Source organism: Pseudomonas aegrilactucae (assembly GCF_019168305.1).
Classification (GTDB): Bacteria; Pseudomonadota; Gammaproteobacteria; order Pseudomonadales; family Pseudomonadaceae; genus Aquipseudomonas; species Aquipseudomonas aegrilactucae.
In genome coordinates this window covers 1-15,742 of sequence record NZ_JAHTBI010000050.1, presented here as the reverse complement: position 1 = coordinate 15,742, position 15,742 = coordinate 1, and the positions used below count along the sequence as shown (strand labels likewise).

The following is a 15,742-nucleotide window of genomic DNA, read 5'->3' as shown; positions in this document are numbered from 1 at the left end:
GCCCTGTAGAATCAGGTTACGCATACAATAATAAGGTCCTTCGCCACCGGAGGATCAAACGGCCGAGAATAGGTCCCCTATGAAGTGTCATGGGTTCAAACTGATTTATGGTGACTACCTCGCCCGCAGTGTGAGGGGCATCTCCTGCGCGCCGCCACGTTCGCCCTACATCGACAGCAAGTAACCAGCGTTATTGAACCGCTTTGATGATGAGGAAACGAACATGGCAGATATCTTCGAAAACCCGATGGGCCTGATGGGCTTCGAGTTCATTGAACTGGCCGCGCCTGTCCCGGGTACCCTGGAGCCGATCTTCGAGATCATGGGCTTCACCAAGGTTGCCAGCCACCGCTCCAAGAACGTGCACCTGTACCGTCAGGGCGGTATCAACCTGATCCTGAACAACGAACCTAAAAGTGTTGCATCGTACTTTGCTGCCGAGCATGGTCCGTCGGTGTGCGGCATGGCGTTCCGTGTGCGCAATGCCCATGAGGCCTATGCGCGTGCGCTGGAGCTGGGGGCGCAGCCGGTTGAAATCGAAACCGGGCCGATGGAGTTGCGTTTGCCGGCGATCAAGGGCATTGGCGGTGCGCCGTTGTACCTGATCGACCGTTTCGAGGAAGGCAGCTCGATCTACGACATCGACTTCAACTGGATCGAAGGTGTGGACCGCCATCCGGTGGGTGCAGGCCTGAAGATCATCGACCACCTCACCCACAACGTGTATCGCGGGCGCATGGCGTACTGGGCCGGCTTCTACGAGAAGCTGTTCAACTTCCGCGAGATTCGCTACTTCGACATCAAGGGCGAGTACACCGGCCTGACCTCCAAGGCCATGACCGCGCCGGATGGCATGATCCGCATTCCGCTCAACGAAGAGTCGTCCAAGGGCGCGGGGCAGATCGAAGAGTTCCTGATGCAGTTCAACGGCGAGGGCATCCAGCATGTGGCGTTCCTGACCGACGACCTGCTCAAGAGCTGGGACGCGCTGAAGAAGATCGGCATGCGCTTCATGACGGCGCCGCCGGATACCTATTACGAAATGCTGGAAGGGCGCCTGCCCAACCATGGCGAGCCGGCCGATGAGCTGCAGGCCCGCGGGATTCTGCTGGACGGCTCGTCCGAGTCGGGTGACAAGCGCTTGCTGCTGCAGATTTTCTCCGAAACGTTGATGGGGCCGGTGTTCTTCGAATTCATCCAGCGCAAAGGCGATGACGGGTTCGGCGAGGGTAACTTCAAGGCGTTGTTCGAGTCGATCGAGCGCGATCAGGTACGTCGGGGCGTGTTGACTACCGACTGATCGGATGAGTCAAAAAAGCCATCGGGGTAGCCCGATGGCTTTTTTTGTGCCGAACGCTTGGCACTTGCACCGGAAGGGGGGCCGCAGCGCAGTGCGCTTTGGGCCTTAAGGCCGCCTTCGCTGGCAAGCCAGCTCCCACAGGATAATCACATGCCCCGAGAACGGCGGGGCACCTGTGGGAGCTGGCTTGCCAGCGGACCCCGGCCCCGCAAGCTTCAAGCTTGATGAGCTTATCCAGTATCTGCTGCGAATCAGCTGGCCCCTTACCCCTGACTTCGCTTCGGCTGATACTCCCGACGCCCCCGGAACAACGTCCAGTACACCGCCGCCGACGTCATCACACCCACCAGCAGCAACGACGGAAGAATCGCCAACCCATTGCTCGTCAGCTCCTTCCACATGAACCCCTTCGGATACCCCCCATGCACGGCATAGCCATACCTGACCGACAGCGCACGCATGTGCTGCTCGCTATGGTCCGGAAGGTCGCCTTCGATGACGTTGCCGTCATGCCACAAGAACGCATCGCCAAACTGCAGCACCAGCGTGGTCCGCGCCTTGATACCCTGCATCACTGCCTGCAAGGTTGAACCATCCGTCAGCGCCAGCACCCCAAGCGGGTACTCCTGCAAGCGGTAATAGAGGATCGCCGAATCCGGTGTCACATCGTTACCGGGCTCCAGGCGCAAGCGCTGGTTGAAGAAACTGCCAGGGTCGACCAGCAACTGGTACTCACCACTCACCGTACTGCAAAAAGCACGGTTCTCCCGCACCAGTACCAACGAACGCAACGCCGGGCGCATGACCACTTCTGTGCGCAAACTCGGCAAGGCTTTCTGGCAAGGGAACTCTGCAAGGTTGAGGACCTTGTTGCTGGCGTTATGCAGCGAATCAAGGATGCCATCAACATCGAACAACGTCTGTTCAATCGCCACCCGGGTCGATTCGGCAAGGGTTTTCTCTACTTGCCAGGCCATGATCAACAGGCCACACGCTACCGGTGTCAGGCCGATCAGCAGGGTTATCAGCAATTCCAGCACGACGCGACCGGCGCGAAAATTATGAGGAGCCATGGTTCACCTATGTTGACGGAGCGAGGCGCGGAGCCTTGAACGGATGCCGTCCAGCATAAGTGAGTGACGTAGGTTGCCCTTGTAAGACGCGCCGACATCGGCCGTGCTATTCGTCGACGCGCTGGGGGCCTAACCCGCTTTAGGTGCGGCCAATACCGCCAGTACCTGACGGGCGACCGCCGCACCCGAGGCCGGGTTCTGTCCGGTGACCAGGCGGCCTTCAAGCTGGTCGGCGATGGCGAACTCCTGCCACGGGTCCTCGGCCTTGCGGTACACGCCACCACGCGCACTGAGCTCGTTTTCAGTGAGGAACGGCACGACCTTGTCCAGCTCGACCAACTGTTCTTCTGTGTTGGAAAAGCCTGTGACCTCGCGACCCTTGACCAGCAGGGTGTTGTCACTGAGCTTGATGTTGAGCAGGCCCACCGCCCCGTGACACACCGAAGCGACTACCCCGCCAGCCTCGAAGATCTGCCGGGCCAGGGCCTGCAGCGCCACGTTGTCGGGAAAGTCCCAGATCACCCCGTGCCCACCGGTAAAGTAGATGGCCTGGTAGTCCCGGGCGTTGACCTGCCCCGGCATGAGGGTGCTGCCCAGCCGATTCATGAATGCCTTGTTGTCATACCATTGCCAGTCGATGTCCTGAGCCATGCTCAGGCTGTGAGGATCAATGGGTACATAGCCGCCTGCCGGGCTGACATAGTCGACCTGGAAGCCGGCTTGCTCCACCACGTCGACAAAGTGCACCGCCTCACCCAGCCACAGGCCGGTGGCCCGCTTGAGGGTGGGGTACTTGGCCGTATTGGTCAGCACTACCAGTACTTTCTTGCTCATTGCAGCGCTCCTTCGAAGGTGGGGGCCGATGCACACGGCGGAAAAAGCAAACCTGTAAAGCATAGCCGCCGGTGCAAATGCCGCCATCGACCAAGGCGGTGTGCTAATTTCACTTCTATCAGCTTCCAGCAGGAGCATCAGCCATGACCGACGAGACCCAACGCTTCATGCAAGCCGCCATCGACGAGGCGCGCAAAGGCGTCGAGGAGGGTGGCATTCCCATCGGCTCGGTGATCGTGCACGAGGGCAAGATCATCGGGCGCGGGCACAACCGCCGGGTTCAGCAGGGCAGTGCGATCCTGCACGGCGAAATGGATGCGTTCGAGAACGCCGGGCGCCAACCGGCCAGCGTGTACGCCCAGGCCACCCTCTACACCACCTTGTCACCCTGCGCGATGTGCAGCGGGGCGATCCTGCTGTATGGCATCAAGCAGGTGGTCATCGGTGAAAACCGTACCTTCCTCGGCGAAGAAGAACTGCTCAAGGCACGCGGTGTTCAGTTGCACGTGCTCGATGATCACGACTGCATCGGCCTGATGACACAATTCATCCACGACCATCGCGCACTCTGGAACGAAGACATCGGCGAAGAGTCCGAGGCTTGAGCCTTCAGGAAACACGTCGAGCATGCACATGACTCATCTCCCGACATCGCCTCTTCAATCAGGTGGCATGAGCGATGCCGTGCGGGATTTCGACTGGGCCCAGACCGCCCTGGGCCCGTCGCAGGCATGGCCGACGTCGTTGCGCATTGCGGTGGATATGCTGCTGGCCTCCAAGTTTCCCGGCTGCCTCGTATGGGGTAGCGAGATGATCACGCTGCACAACGACGGCTTCGTGCCCCTGCTGGGCGCCAAGCCGGCATCGCTGGGCAAACCGCTGAATGTGATCTGGAGCGATGTCTGGGACGACATCTGCGGCCTGGCCCGGCGTGCCTATACCGGCGAAGCGGTGTTCATGGAGAACTTCCTGCTCAACACTGACCGCAACGGCGTGATGGAACAGGCCTACTTCACGTTCTGCTACAGCCCTGTGCGTGACGAGTCCGGCCAGGTGGCTGGCTTTCTGAACACGGTGTTCGAGACCACCAGCAGTGTGAGGAACGAGCAGCAGTGGCGCGAGCGCGCCGATGCATTCGAGCAGCAGATCCTCGAGCAGACGGCCGATCATGCACGGATCTGGGCACTGTCCAGCGATATCATGCTGCTGGTGCGCGAGGACCTGCAGATCTATGCGCTCAATCCGTCGGGGCATACCTTGCTGGGCTGGGACGACGCGGTCGTGGGGCGCTCGATCTTCGACTTCCTGCATGCCGAAGACCTGAGCGTGGTCGACGCCATACTCATGCAGTTGCGCAACGGCCAGACGGTACAAGGTGTAGAAAGCCGCCTGCGTCATCGCGACGGGCATTATCGCTGGTTCAGCTGGTCTGTCGTGCCCAGCGCCGGCATCTATACCGCCATCGGCCATGACGTGACCCTGGACCGTGAGCGTGCCGCCGCCTTGCTCCAGGCCGAAGAGCTGCTACGCCAGAGCCAGAAGATGGACGCCGTGGGACAGTTGACTGCCGGCGTGGCCCACGACTTCAACAACCTGTTGACCGGTATCAGCGGCAGCCTGGAGATGATCGAGCGCCGAATCGGCCAGGGCCAGTACGACAACCTTGACCGCTACATCCTTGCGGCCAAGGAGGCGTCCCAGCGCGCGGCAGTACTGACTCACCGGCTGCTGGCGTTTGCCCGGCGCCAACCGCTCGATCCGCGCCCGGCCAACCTCAACACGCTGATCCACGGCATCGATGCCCTGATCCGCCAGACGGTGGGCCCCGACATCGCCATGCAACTGCAGGTCGATCCGCAATTGTGGGGTGTGCTGGTGGATGCCAATCAGCTGGAAAACGCCGTGCTCAACCTGTGCATCAACGCCCGCGATGCGATGCCGGCCGGTGGGTGCCTTAAAATCAGCACCAGCAATGAACGCTACGATGCGAGCCTGCCTGGCAAGGACGGCTTGCCCCCGGGAGACTACTGCTCCCTGAGCGTCGAGGACAATGGCAGCGGCATGCGGGCAGAGGTGGCCACGCGCGCGTTCGAGCCGTTCTTCACCACCAAGCCCGCGGGGCAGGGTACCGGCCTTGGCCTGTCGATGGTGTACGGTTTTGTTCGCCAGTCGGGTGGCCGGGTATGGATCGAGTCGCCCCAAAGCGGTGGTACCCGGATCAACCTGGTGCTGCCACGCTATGCCGGGTGCAGCAGCGACCCTTTGCTGCCGTCACCACAGCAGCGTCAGGCAGGCCCGCTTGCCAAGGGGTGCATTGTGCTGATCGATGATGAGCCGACTCTGCGTCTGCTGCTCAAGGAAGTATTGCAGCAGGAGGGCTACGAGGTGGTCGAGGCGGTTGACGGCAGCAGCGGCCTGGCGGCCTGCCAGGCGCTTGAGCGGATCGACCTGCTGATTACCGATATCGGACTGCCGGGTGGCTTCAGTGGCCGACAAGTGGCCAGCGCCTTGCGTCAGCAGCGCCCCGAGCAGAAAGTGCTGTTCATCACCGGCTACACCGATGTGGCGATCACCCAGCATGACACCCTGGAAGACGGGGTGGCGTTGCTGACCAAGCCCTTTGCGCTGGACGTGCTGCTTCAACGGGTCAAGGGCATGCTTCAGGGCGAAGCGCTGCGCGTTTCGCCCGCCGATGTGCGGGTGCCGTGACTGGCCACGCGCTCCAGCACCAGGTACACCGCGCAGGCAATCAGCAATGGCAGCAGAAAGTAGATCGCTCGGTAGCCGATCAGCGCTGCCAGCAAGGTGCCTTGTGCGTACTGTCCCTGCAGCAGGGTGATGAAGACGGTCTCCAGTACCCCAAGGCCTGCCGGAATGTGCGTGATTACCCCCGCGATGCTGCTGATCATGAGAATGCCCAGAATGGTCGGGTAACCGACCTTGTCGGGCAACAGACTGAAGATCACCAGCCCCATCAGCAGCCAGTTGCTGGCTCCCATTAGCGCCTGCAACAACGCCAGGCGGATCCCCGGCAGGGTCAGGGGCTGCCCGCGCAGTTGCCAACTGCGACGTTTGGCGAAGGCGCAGGCCAGCAGGTAGGCGCAGGCCACCAGCAGTAACGCCACACCGATCAGGCGCAGGCCGCGGGTGCCGATGTCAAGGCCTGCGGGCAGGCGTGGCAAGCCGCAGGCGAACAGGCTGCCGGCCACCAGCAGATAGCCCAGCCAGTTGGTCACCAGCCCCAGCCCCAGGATGCGGCTGATGGTCGGTATATCCAGGCCCAGGCGCGAATACAGCCGATAACGCAACGCCACGCCGCCAACCCAGGCGCTCAGGTTGAGGTTGAAGGCATAGCACACGAACGCCAGCGGTATGACCTTGCGCGCGGGCAGGGTGTGGCCGGTGTAACGGCGCCCGAGCAGGTCGTAGCCACTGAACAGAAGGAAACTGCATGCAGCGATGGCCACGCCCAGTAGCAATGCACCTGGCCGATAGGACAGCAGCGCGTGGCGCACCTCGCCCCAGTCCTGGTTGCGCAGCAGCATGAACAGCAGCGTCGGGATCAGGATGAAAAACACCAGGGTCACCCCGCGCCGCGCCCACTGCCAGTGCGTGCGCGATAGCTTCATGACAGGTGCTCCTGGCCCATCACCGTGGGTTGCAGCGGCTTGAGCCGGGGCTGATGGGCCGGCAGCCAGCCGACGATAGCCGGGAAGTAGCGGGTGAAATGGAAGGCCACGAAGATCAGCGGGGCACGCCACCAGTAGCCGCGCAGCACGCGTTGCAGGGTCACCGATTTGCAGTGCCCCTGCGCAAGCTCAAGCAGATGGTCGGCCAGTTGCGCATTGAACGCTTCATCGCGAATCACCAGGTTGGCTTCCAGGTTCAGCGACAGGCTCAGAGGGTCCAGGTTGCTGGAACCGACGGTGGACCATTGACGGTCCACCACTGCGACCTTGCCGTGCAGCGGCCGCTCGCAGTATTCATGAATGCGTACACCGTCGCGCAGCAGGTAGTTGTAGAGCATGCGCGAACACAACCGCACCATGGGCATGTCGGGCATACCCTGCAGAATCAGTGTGACCTCCACCCCACGTCGGGCAGCGTTGCGCAAGGCTCGCAACAACCGATAACCGGGGAAGAAATAGGCATTGGCGATGATGATTCGTTCACGCGCGCTGACAATCGCCCGCATGTAGTGCTGTTCGATATCAGTGGGGTGCTCGCCGTTGTCGCGGATGCACAGGCACATCTTTACCTGCTCGCTGCTGGCGGCGATCACCGGCGCCCGGCGCCACCAGGCCCGGCCACGGTCGGGCATCTGGGGTGGTGCGTTGAGCAGGGCAAGGGTGGCCTGCTGCAGGTTGCTGACGATCGGCCCGCGCACCTGCACGGCGTAATCCTGCTTGGCCATGGGCCCGAAGTCGGCAAGATGGTCGGCACTGTAGTTGATACCGCCGACAAATGCGGTCTCGCCATCCACCACCAGAATCTTGCGATGCAGGCGTCTGAACAGGTTGGTGCGCACGCCAAGCCGCCTGGGGCTGGGGTCGAACGCCTGCAGGTTGACCCCAGCCTGGCTGAGCCTTTGCAGAAAGCTGCTGCTAAGGTCGGCCGTGCCGTAGCCGTCCACCAGCACCTCGACCCGCACACCGCGCTGCGCCGCCTCGATCAGTACCTGTTGCAGCTGCTTGCCGACCTTGTCTTCGAAAATGATGAAGGTTTCCAGCAGCACTTGCACCCGCGCCGCAGCGATTGCCGCGAACGCCGCCGGGAAATACGCCTCGCCATTGATCAACAGTTGCACCTCGTTGTCTTCGCGCCAGTCGGCTTTCATAGCAGTACCTCGACACTCAATGGCAGGTGATCGGATAGATGTGACCACGGTTTGCGCGTCATTACCCGCGGCTGTCGCGCCTGGGCATTGCGCAGGTAGATTCGGTCCAGGCACAGTAACGGCCAGCGCGCGGGGAAGCTGCGCGCCGGCTGCCCGAACGCTTGCCTGAACACGTCGACCAGGCCACTGCCGGCCAGTTGCGCGTCCGCCCGCTGACGCCAATCGTTGAAGTCGCCCGCAACGATCACCGGCGCCTGGGGCGGCAGGCTGTCCAGCAGCCGGCACAGCATGCGTAGCTGTTTGTTGCGCTGTCGCTCGTCCAGGCCCAGGTGCGCGCATACCGTGTGCAAGGGCGCATGGCCCGGTACGTCGAGCACTGCGTGCAACAGGCCGCGGCGTTCGCTGCCGGTCACGCTGACATCGAGGTTCTCGTGGTGCAGGATCGGAAACTTGGACAACAACGCATTGCCATGCTCACCCTCCGGGTACACCGCATTGCGCCCATAGGCGAACACCGGCCACAGGCTATCAGCGAGAAACTCGTATTGCGGCACCTCTGACCAGCCGGGGTGGCGGCGGGCATGCTGGCGGTGGCTGCCCAGCACCTCCTGCAGGAAGACCAGGTCGGCATCCTGGCTGCGTACCGCATCGCGCAGCTCCGGCAGCACGTAGCGCCGATTCAGCGGGCTGAACCCCTTGTGCGCATTGACCGTCAGGATACGCACGGCGTGCACGGTCGCTGCCTGCTCAACGCCAGCTGACGGCTCGGGCAGGCTCATGGGGTTTTTCCCCTGCCCAGCATCTGCGCCACCTTGCGCGTCAGCTGGGTGAACTTGAACGGCTTGTTGATCATCTGCATGCCGGGGTCGAGAAAGCCCATGCGCGAGGTCGCGTTTTCGGCGTATCCGGTGATGAACAGCACCTTGAGCCCTGGGCGCAGCTTGCGCGCGATCTCGGCCAACTGGCGACCGTTCATGCCCGGCAACCCCACGTCGCTGATCAGCAGATCAATCGGGCGGCTGGAGCGCAGCACCGGCAGGGCCAGGCTGGCGTCGGCCATTTCAGTGCACTGATAGCCCTGCTCGGTGAGCGCCTCGTGCACCAGTTGGCGTACCGTCGCATCGTCCTCGACGATCATCACGCGGTTGCCACTGCGGGTTTCGGCTTGCGCCGGCGCAGGCTGTTTCGCTGGCCCGTCAATATGGCGCGGCAGGAACAACTCGACCCGCGTACCGTGGCCGATACAGCTGTACAGCGCCACATGGCCCTGGGACTGGCGGCTGAACCCGTACACCATCGACAGCCCCAGACCTGTGCCCTGGCCGATCGGCTTGGTGGTGAAGAAGGGGTCAAAAGCGCGGTCCAGCGTGCTCTGGGGCATGCCGCAGCCGTTATCGTGCAGGCTCAACAGGACATAGTCGCCGCTGGCTAGCGGGTTACCACCGGGCAAGGGTTTGCCCTGGCGTCGATTACAGGCATGAATGCGCAGCTCACCGCCGTTGGGCATGGCGTCGCGAGCGTTGCTCAGCAGGTTGTCGAGGGCTTCCTGCAACTGTTGTGCATCCGCTTCGGCCCGCCACAAATCGTCGTCGGTGGTCAGTTGCAGGGTGATGTCCGGGTTGAGCTGCGGCTGCAACCGCGCGCGTTGCAGCAGCGCCTTGACGTCGACGGGGCGCGCATCCAGGGGCTGTCGGCTGGAAAAGGCCAGCAGTCGATGGGTCATGGCGGCGGCGCGCTGTACCGCGCCCAGGCTCATGTCGATGAGCTTTGGCAGCTCTTGCTCACGGCCCTGGGCCAAGCGTCGACGGATCATTTCCAGGCTGCCACCGATGCCGGTGAGCAGGTTGTTGAAGTCGTGGGCGACGCCACCGGCCAGTTGGCCGATGGCCTCCATTTTCTGGGTATGGCGCAGTTGCTGTTCATTCTCTTGCAGGTGGCGCAGTTGTTCTTCGACCCGTTGCTCCAGCGCCTTCAACTGCGTACCGTGCTGGCGGGCCTGATACTGACGGCGGCGCGCGCGCAACGAGGCGTGAGCAAGGCTCAACAGGCCACTGGAATGAAACGGGCAGGGCAACAGGAACAGGTTGCCCAGCGCTGCCTGCACGTCTGCGTCGGTGGGGTGCGCGGCGTGTGCCGGGCTGGTCAGCAGCACCACCGGCAGGTCCGACCAGGCCGGTTGGGCGCGCAGGTAGTGATGCACTGGCGACTGGACGAAACCGCCGAGTGACTCATCGGCCAGGATGGCCAGCCCTGCACCTTGGTCCAGCGCGTGGGCCATCTCGTTCAGGTCGTGGGTGACGAGCACCTCGATACCTGCCGTCTCGAACAGGTTCAGCGCCTGACTGCACAGGGACGGGGGGGCCAGTATCAGTGCGCGTTCGCCGTTGGGCACCGAGTTGTTCACGGACGATCTCCTTTGATGACGCACAGCCAGGCGATTGCCTTATTTTCCATGCACTATCACTGGACATCGGGGGTGTCGGCAGGGTTCAAACCCATTGCAAAAGGCCGGCAGGCGGCGTTCAGAGGCCCTGCTGCACCAGCGGATCGTCGGGGTTCTGCTGCTCCAGCTGGGCCAGCAGCACCTGCACGTTCTGCAACTGCCCGGTCTCCTTCCAGTAGCCGATCAGCAGCACCCGGGCTTTGCGATTGGCGGGCTGGCGGGCGAGGATGGTTTCCAGCTGCTTCTGGGCCACTTCGACCTGTTCCAGGCTGTGCAGGCTGACCGCCAGGGTGTAGCGGTAGTCATTGTTGTCGGGGTCCAGCTCAAGCGCCCGGGCAAAGGCCAGCAAGGCATATTCGTGCTGGCCGTGGCGCATCAGCCATACGCCCAGTTCGTGTTGCAGGAAGGCCGATTCGGGATGACGTTGCAGCGCCTGGGCCAGGACTTCACGGGAGGCATCGGTGTGGCCCTGGGTATCGAGCAGGTGAACCTTGGTCGCCAGTGCGTCGAGGTTGTCGGGTGCCAGGCGCAAGGCATGCTCCAGCGCCGCAAGCGCCTCACCATCACTGCGCTCGTGCAGGAACAGTCGCGCCAGGTGCACCTGCGCGGTGGCGTCTTGGGTCTGAAGCAGCAGCGTTTGCTGATACTGCTCCAAGGCCTGCTGCAGTGGGCCGAAATACAGGCCGACTTCGTCCGGGCTGAGGCCGAGCAGGGCATCGACGGCCGCAAAGCGCACGCTCTGCTCCGGGTCATCGAGCATCGGGCCGAGCAACAGGCTGCGTTGCGGGCCCGGCACCAGCGCAGCGATGCTGGCAATGGCGGCCCTGCGCACCAGCGGGTCGTCATGGGTCAGGTCGTTGTCGGCCAGCTTGAGTGCCAGCGGCGAGGGGTAATTTGGCAGCTCGCCATGCAGGCTGGCACGACGAATGCCCGACAGGTCGGTGCGCCCCAGTTGCTGGTACAGCACCCGCGCAGCGCCTGCCTGGCCTTCGTGGGCCATGGTCAGGGCCTTGGCGTAACTGTGCTTGAGTGTTACTGCCGGTGCCGGGGTGTCACTGCGCCAGCCGTAGCCCAACCCTATGATGAGCAGCAGGATCAGGCTGAGCAGGGTATAGAAGCGCGGCTTTGGCATGCGACATCCGGGCAGGCGGGGAACCCGAAGCTTGGGTCAGGCGGGAAACAGAGTCAATCCAAGGATCAACCCTTTCCCGGGGGCCGCGGGCTCAGGTGCGAAAATGCACCACCAGGTTCTGCAGGTCGTTGCCCAGGCGCGCCAGCTCCACACTCGAGGTGGCAATCTCGCTGCTGGCCAGGGCCGACTGGTCGGCGGTTTCCCGCACATGCAGCACGCTGCGGGTGATCTCTGCCACCACGCCGGTCTGTTCCTCGGCGGCGCTGGCGATGCGCAGGCTCATCTGCTGGATCTCCGACACCTGACGCGTAATGATCGCCAAGGCGTCCCCCGGTGTTGCGCACGCCGGTCACGGTCGATTGGGTCTGCTCGACGCTCGATTGCATGATCTGCGTGCTTTCGTTGGCAATGCGCTGCAGTTCGCCGATCAATTGCTCGATCTCTTCGGAAGATTGCTGCGTGCGTTGTGCCAGGCTGCGCACCTCGTCGGCCACCACGGCAAAGCCACGCCCGGCTTCGCCGGCACGGGCGGCCTCGATGGCTGCGTTGAGCGCCAGCAGGTTGGTTTGCCCGGCTACCGCCTTGATCACCCCCAGCACGCTTGCGATACGGTCGATTTCCTTGTGCAGCCGGTTCATCGAGTCCGCCGACACCCCGACTTCCCCTGCCAGGGCTTCGATCTGCACGATGGCATTGCGCGAGATGCCCGAGGCACCGCTTGCTTCCTGGTCGGCCAGGCGCGCTGCTGTGGCAGCGTCTTCGGAGTTGCGGGCCACGGCCTGCACCATCGAGCTCATCTCGTTCATGGCCGTGGCCACGCGGTCGGTGTCGGTTTTCTGGCTGTCGGTGCCGGCCTGGGTCTGGGTGGTGATGGTCGCCAGTTGGCTGGCCGACACCGCCAGTTGCGAGGAGCCTTGACCTATCTGGGTGATCACGTCGCGCAGGCGCTGGCTCATGTGCCCGATGGCGCGCAGCAGTTGCCCAAGCTCGTCGTTGCGGTGGCTGTCCAGTTGCACGGTCAGGTCGCCTTGGGCGATACGTTCGGCAGCGTCCAGGGTCTGGCGCAGGGGGCGCACGATCTGGCGTCCTATCAGCCAGGCGATCAGCACGCCCAGCACCAGTGCCACCGCGGTGACGCCGAGCAGGATCGACACTACTGTCGCCACGCTGGCTGCCGCACGCTCTTCCTCTTTCTTGTACAGCACATTGATATTGTCCTGCAGTGCAGAGAGCAATTCGTTGGCTTGCACGATCGCGTTGGCGTCTACCGGTTGCGCCGCCTGGGCGGCCTGGTGTGCCTGGTTGTAGCTGTCCAGCCCGGCATTGAGTTGTTGCACGGTGGGCAGGTCCTCCACCGGCCACTGGTTGCGCTGCACATCGTCAAGCAGTTGCGCAAGCGCCTGCTTGAGGGTCTGCTGGTGGTCGGCGTGGCTGCCCAGATGGGCCTTGTCGGTGCTCAGGGCGTATTGATAGTTAGCCTCCCGGGCGTACACGGTTTCATCGAAGATCGCGCCCAGCCGGCTGATCCGTTCGAACGACTGCTCATCGCTGCGCAAGCCCTTCAGGCCTGTGCCGGCGAGCAGCACGGCGAAGGCCAGCAGCAGCCCGAAACCGAGCCCCAGCTTGCGGGTAACAGTGAGATTTTCCAGAGAAAGTACCCGCAGCATGAATGCTCCTTTGATGAGTGGGACCTCGTTCCTTCGAGCATCAGTATCGGACTATTGCGGCGGGACTTTAGGGCAGAGTGCCATCTTTTTGGTCAAGGCTTGATCTGTGGCAACGTTCGGCGCGTGAGCGGGCGGCCCGGTCAGCCCCGAGGCGCGTGTGTCAGACCGCTGCGCACACCGGTTCGCAGTGCCTTGGCCAGGCGCGCCACGGCGCTGTTGATCTCGTGCGGGGTCAACGCCGAAAACCCCAGCAGCCAGCCGCCCGTGGCGGGTGGGGTCGCGTACAGGCGGCTCAGGCCGGGCAACTGGATGCCGACGCGGGCGGCCTGGCGCAGTGTCTCCCTTTCCGACCAACCCGGTTCCAGGCGACACAGCATCTGCAATCCGCCCGGCGGCAGCTGCGCCGTGACGATGCCGCCCAGGTGCTGGTGCAGGGCCTGGGCCATGGCCTCGCGGCGCACCGCGTAGATCGTGCGCATGGCGCGTATGTGTGCGGCGAAATGACCGTCTTCGATAAACCGCGCCAGGGTCAGCTGGGCCAGTTGCGGGGTGTGCCCGTCCAGCATGCTGCGGGCATGGCTCATGGGTTTGACCAGCGCGGGGGGGGAGCACCATGAAACCCATGCGCAGGCCGGGGTACAGCGACTTGCTGAAGGTACCCAGGTAGATCGTGCGCTGCGCGCTGTCCAGGCCCTGCACGCAGGCGGTGGGCAAGCCGTCGTAGTGGAACTGGCTGTCGTAGTCGTCTTCGATGATCCAGCCGTTGCGCTCGTTGGCCCAGGCGATCAGTTCCAGGCGCCGCTGCAGTGACAGTGTCACCCCTGTGGGGTACTGATGCGATGGTGTGACATAGATCGTGCGGGCGCCGCTGCGGTCGGCGTGCAGCAGGTCGGTGCGCAGGCCCTGGGCATCGACTGCAATCGGCACGACCTTGAGCTGGGCCATTTCGAAGGCCTTGCGCGCGCCGAAGTAACCGGGGTCTTCGAGCAGGATCGGCTGGCCTGGGTCGGCCAGCAGTTGGGCACACAGGTACAGCGCCTGGCGTGCGCTGCTCAGCACCAGCACCTGGTCGGGGTGCACCTTGGCGCCGCGTTCCAGGTTCAGGTAGCGAGCGATGGCCAGGCGCAGCGGTTCGGCGCCCAGCGGGTCGCCGTGCAGCAGCACGCTGGCGCGGTAATCCTTGAGGGCCTGGCGTTGCAGGCGGTCCCAGGTGTCGAGCGGGAAATCGCGGGTTTCGGGCAGGCCGGTGGCGAAGGCCTTGACCTGTTGCTGGTCGTTGACCCCGCCGCTGGCCAGGATTGCCGCGCCGCGGCTGCTGAGGTCGAGTTCACTGGGCGGGCGCGGTGGGGCGAGCGTACGCGCAGCGCGAGCACCGAGCAGGTTGGGCCCGACCTGCTCGGCGACGTAGCTGCCGGAGCCGGCGCGCCGGCAGATCAAACCGTCGAGCTGCAACTGCACATAGGCCATTTCCACCGTGTCGCGCGACACCCCCCAGCGACTTGGCCAGGGTGCGGCTGGCGGGCAGGCGCGAGCCTTGCGCCAGCACGCCCTGGACAATCAGCCCGCGCAGTGCGCGCTGCAGTCGCACGCGCAGCTCCAGCGTGGCCAGCGCCGGGTCGGCGAGGCGGATTTTCAGGGTGTCGAGTTCGAAGGTGTGTGCCATGCAGGGATTTCTGGTGGTGAGTGGCAGGTCGACCATGCTGACGTGCCTGTGCCGGGCTGTCGATGCCTGCCGTTGTGCGGGTGTGATCAGAGCGGGATCTGATAGAGGATCGTGCCGGGGTTCACGGCCACGCGGTTGTAGAGTTGTTGAGCGCGCTTGTTGGTTTCATGGGTGTGCCAGTACAGGCGCGAGCAGTGCTGCTGTTCGGCGATTGTCTTGACCCATGCGATCAGTTGTTCGCCGGTGCCTTGGCCGCGTACCTGGGGTGCTACGTAGAGGTCTTCGAGGTAGCAGTAGTGGGTGCTCGACCAAGTGGAGCGGTGGATGACCGCGTGCACCAGGCCGACCATTTCGCCGTTCTGCTCGGCCACGGCGGCGAACAGGGGCTCGTTGTTGTCGAGCAGGCGATTGAACGTCGTGTTGTTGACGGCTTCGCCCAGCTCGACCTGGTAGAAGTCCTGGTAGGCCAGCCAGAGTTGCAGCCAGGGTTCGAAATCGTTTTCGTGGAGCGTGCGCAGCGTGACGGGTGCGGTACTGCTGGTCATCGGTGTCTGCCCTTGATCGGATGCGGTGGGGGTGTCGAGGCCGTGTGCCTTGCGACGGGGCCCAGCATAGGGAAGAGGCGAGGGTATGACCCGACCACTTGGGCGGTGTTGGGCAGTCCGTTATTGCGGTTGCACTCGACTTCAAGAGCGACAGAAATGCATTGACTGTCACCTGATGGCTCCACTGAGATCTCCTGCCGGGCCACCAAGGCTGACAACGCCGATCCTGCAGGCCATGGTACGTTGCA

The 15,742-nt window shown here is 63.5% G+C and carries 12 protein-coding genes and 3 pseudogenes; 4 read left to right on the top strand and 11 right to left on the bottom strand.

Annotated elements, in window-relative coordinates; all coding sequences use genetic code 11:
• The first annotated feature begins 223 nt into the window (after positions 1–223).
• Positions 224–1,300: a 4-hydroxyphenylpyruvate dioxygenase gene (gene hppD, locus KUO17_RS14850; RefSeq protein ID WP_217976302.1), complete on the top strand. Its 1,077-nt coding sequence runs from the start codon at positions 224–226 to the stop codon at positions 1,298–1,300.
• Between the two features lie 263 nt (positions 1,301–1,563).
• Here the strand turns inward: hppD and KUO17_RS14845 are convergent, their stop codons facing one another.
• Both KUO17_RS14845 and KUO17_RS14840 read right to left on the bottom strand, forming a co-directional pair.
• Positions 1,564–2,340, bottom strand: a complete 777-nt coding sequence (locus KUO17_RS14845; RefSeq protein ID WP_217976301.1) for a CSS-motif domain-containing protein — start codon at positions 2,338–2,340, stop codon at positions 1,564–1,566.
• A gap of 162 nt (positions 2,341–2,502) precedes the next feature.
• A complete protein-coding gene (locus KUO17_RS14840) occupies positions 2,503–3,207 on the bottom strand; it encodes a type 1 glutamine amidotransferase domain-containing protein (protein WP_217976300.1) in 705 nt (234 codons plus the stop codon).
• Between the two features lie 143 nt (positions 3,208–3,350).
• Here KUO17_RS14840 and KUO17_RS14835 point away from each other — a divergent pair, with 143 nt between their 5' ends.
• A complete protein-coding gene (locus KUO17_RS14835) occupies positions 3,351–3,812 on the top strand; it encodes a nucleoside deaminase (protein ID WP_255263592.1) in 462 nt (153 codons plus the stop codon).
• 67 nt (positions 3,813–3,879) lie between these two features.
• Positions 3,880–5,916 carry an ATP-binding protein gene (locus KUO17_RS14830; RefSeq protein ID WP_217976299.1) on the top strand — a complete coding sequence of 679 codons (2,037 nt, stop codon included), beginning with the start codon at positions 3,880–3,882 and terminating at the stop codon, positions 5,914–5,916.
• Here the strand turns inward: KUO17_RS14830 and KUO17_RS14825 are convergent.
• The 8 genes and pseudogenes from KUO17_RS14825 to pdxR form a co-directional block, all read right to left on the bottom strand.
• Entirely contained in the window at positions 5,868–6,836 is a 969-nt protein-coding gene (locus KUO17_RS14825) for a lysylphosphatidylglycerol synthase domain-containing protein (RefSeq protein WP_217976298.1), read from the bottom strand. The two genes, KUO17_RS14830 and KUO17_RS14825, sit on opposite strands and share 49 nt — an antisense overlap.
• Positions 6,833–8,044 carry a cardiolipin synthase ClsB gene (gene clsB, locus KUO17_RS14820; protein ID WP_217976297.1) on the bottom strand — a complete coding sequence of 404 codons (1,212 nt, stop codon included), beginning with the start codon at positions 8,042–8,044 and terminating at the stop codon, positions 6,833–6,835. Before clsB ends, KUO17_RS14825 begins: the two co-directional genes overlap by 4 nt.
• Entirely contained in the window at positions 8,041–8,823 is a 783-nt protein-coding gene (locus KUO17_RS14815; RefSeq protein WP_217976296.1) for an endonuclease/exonuclease/phosphatase family protein, read from the bottom strand. The genes clsB and KUO17_RS14815 overlap by 4 nt, the downstream gene beginning before the upstream one ends.
• Positions 8,820–10,448, bottom strand: a complete 1,629-nt coding sequence (locus KUO17_RS14810) for a response regulator (protein WP_217976295.1) — start codon at positions 10,446–10,448, stop codon at positions 8,820–8,822. Before KUO17_RS14810 ends, KUO17_RS14815 begins: the two co-directional genes overlap by 4 nt.
• A 118-nt stretch (positions 10,449–10,566) precedes the next feature.
• Entirely contained in the window at positions 10,567–11,619 is a 1,053-nt protein-coding gene (locus KUO17_RS14805; protein WP_217976294.1) for a tetratricopeptide repeat protein, read from the bottom strand.
• 91 nt (positions 11,620–11,710) lie between these two features.
• Positions 11,711–12,287: pseudogene (locus KUO17_RS27225) on the bottom strand (methyl-accepting chemotaxis protein); the annotation flags it as partial.
• 279 nt (positions 12,288–12,566) lie between these two features.
• A pseudogene (locus KUO17_RS27220) lies at positions 12,567–13,286 on the bottom strand (HAMP domain-containing protein); the annotation flags it as partial.
• A gap of 140 nt (positions 13,287–13,426) precedes the next feature.
• Positions 13,427–14,895 (bottom strand): annotated as a pseudogene (pdxR, locus tag KUO17_RS14795) (MocR-like pyridoxine biosynthesis transcription factor PdxR).
• Between pdxR and KUO17_RS26685 the strand changes: the two are divergent.
• Positions 14,821–15,051: a hypothetical protein gene (locus KUO17_RS26685; protein ID WP_255263598.1), complete on the top strand. Its 231-nt coding sequence runs from the start codon at positions 14,821–14,823 to the stop codon at positions 15,049–15,051. The pseudogene pdxR and the gene KUO17_RS26685 overlap by 75 nt on opposite strands.
• On the opposite strand, the gene KUO17_RS14790 is transcribed toward KUO17_RS26685, so the two are convergent.
• The gene (locus KUO17_RS14790) at positions 15,036–15,494 is read right to left on the bottom strand and encodes a GNAT family N-acetyltransferase (RefSeq protein WP_217976292.1); all 459 of its coding nucleotides are present in this window, start codon (positions 15,492–15,494) and stop codon (positions 15,036–15,038) included. The two genes, KUO17_RS26685 and KUO17_RS14790, sit on opposite strands and share 16 nt — an antisense overlap.
• Positions 15,495–15,742 lie beyond the last annotated feature (248 nt).

What these genes read in the sequence shown, in the direction of transcription:
- hppD (WP_217976302.1), top strand. Translation starts at nt 224, where the DNA reads ATGGCAGATATCTTCGAAAACCCGATGGGCCTGATGGGCTTCGAGTTC.
- KUO17_RS14840 (WP_217976300.1), bottom strand. Translation starts at nt 3,207, where the DNA reads ATGAGCAAGAAAGTACTGGTAGTGCTGACCAATACGGCCAAGTACCCC.
- KUO17_RS14835 (WP_255263592.1), top strand. Translation starts at nt 3,351, where the DNA reads ATGACCGACGAGACCCAACGCTTCATGCAAGCCGCCATCGACGAGGCG.
- KUO17_RS14830 (WP_217976299.1), top strand. Translation starts at nt 3,880, where the DNA reads ATGAGCGATGCCGTGCGGGATTTCGACTGGGCCCAGACCGCCCTGGGC.
- KUO17_RS14825 (WP_217976298.1), bottom strand. Translation starts at nt 6,836, where the DNA reads ATGAAGCTATCGCGCACGCACTGGCAGTGGGCGCGGCGCGGGGTGACC.
- clsB (WP_217976297.1), bottom strand. Translation starts at nt 8,044, where the DNA reads ATGAAAGCCGACTGGCGCGAAGACAACGAGGTGCAACTGTTGATCAAT.
- KUO17_RS14815 (WP_217976296.1), bottom strand. Translation starts at nt 8,823, where the DNA reads ATGAGCCTGCCCGAGCCGTCAGCTGGCGTTGAGCAGGCAGCGACCGTG.
- KUO17_RS14805 (WP_217976294.1), bottom strand. Translation starts at nt 11,619, where the DNA reads ATGCCAAAGCCGCGCTTCTATACCCTGCTCAGCCTGATCCTGCTGCTC.
- KUO17_RS14790 (WP_217976292.1), bottom strand. Translation starts at nt 15,494, where the DNA reads ATGACCAGCAGTACCGCACCCGTCACGCTGCGCACGCTCCACGAAAAC.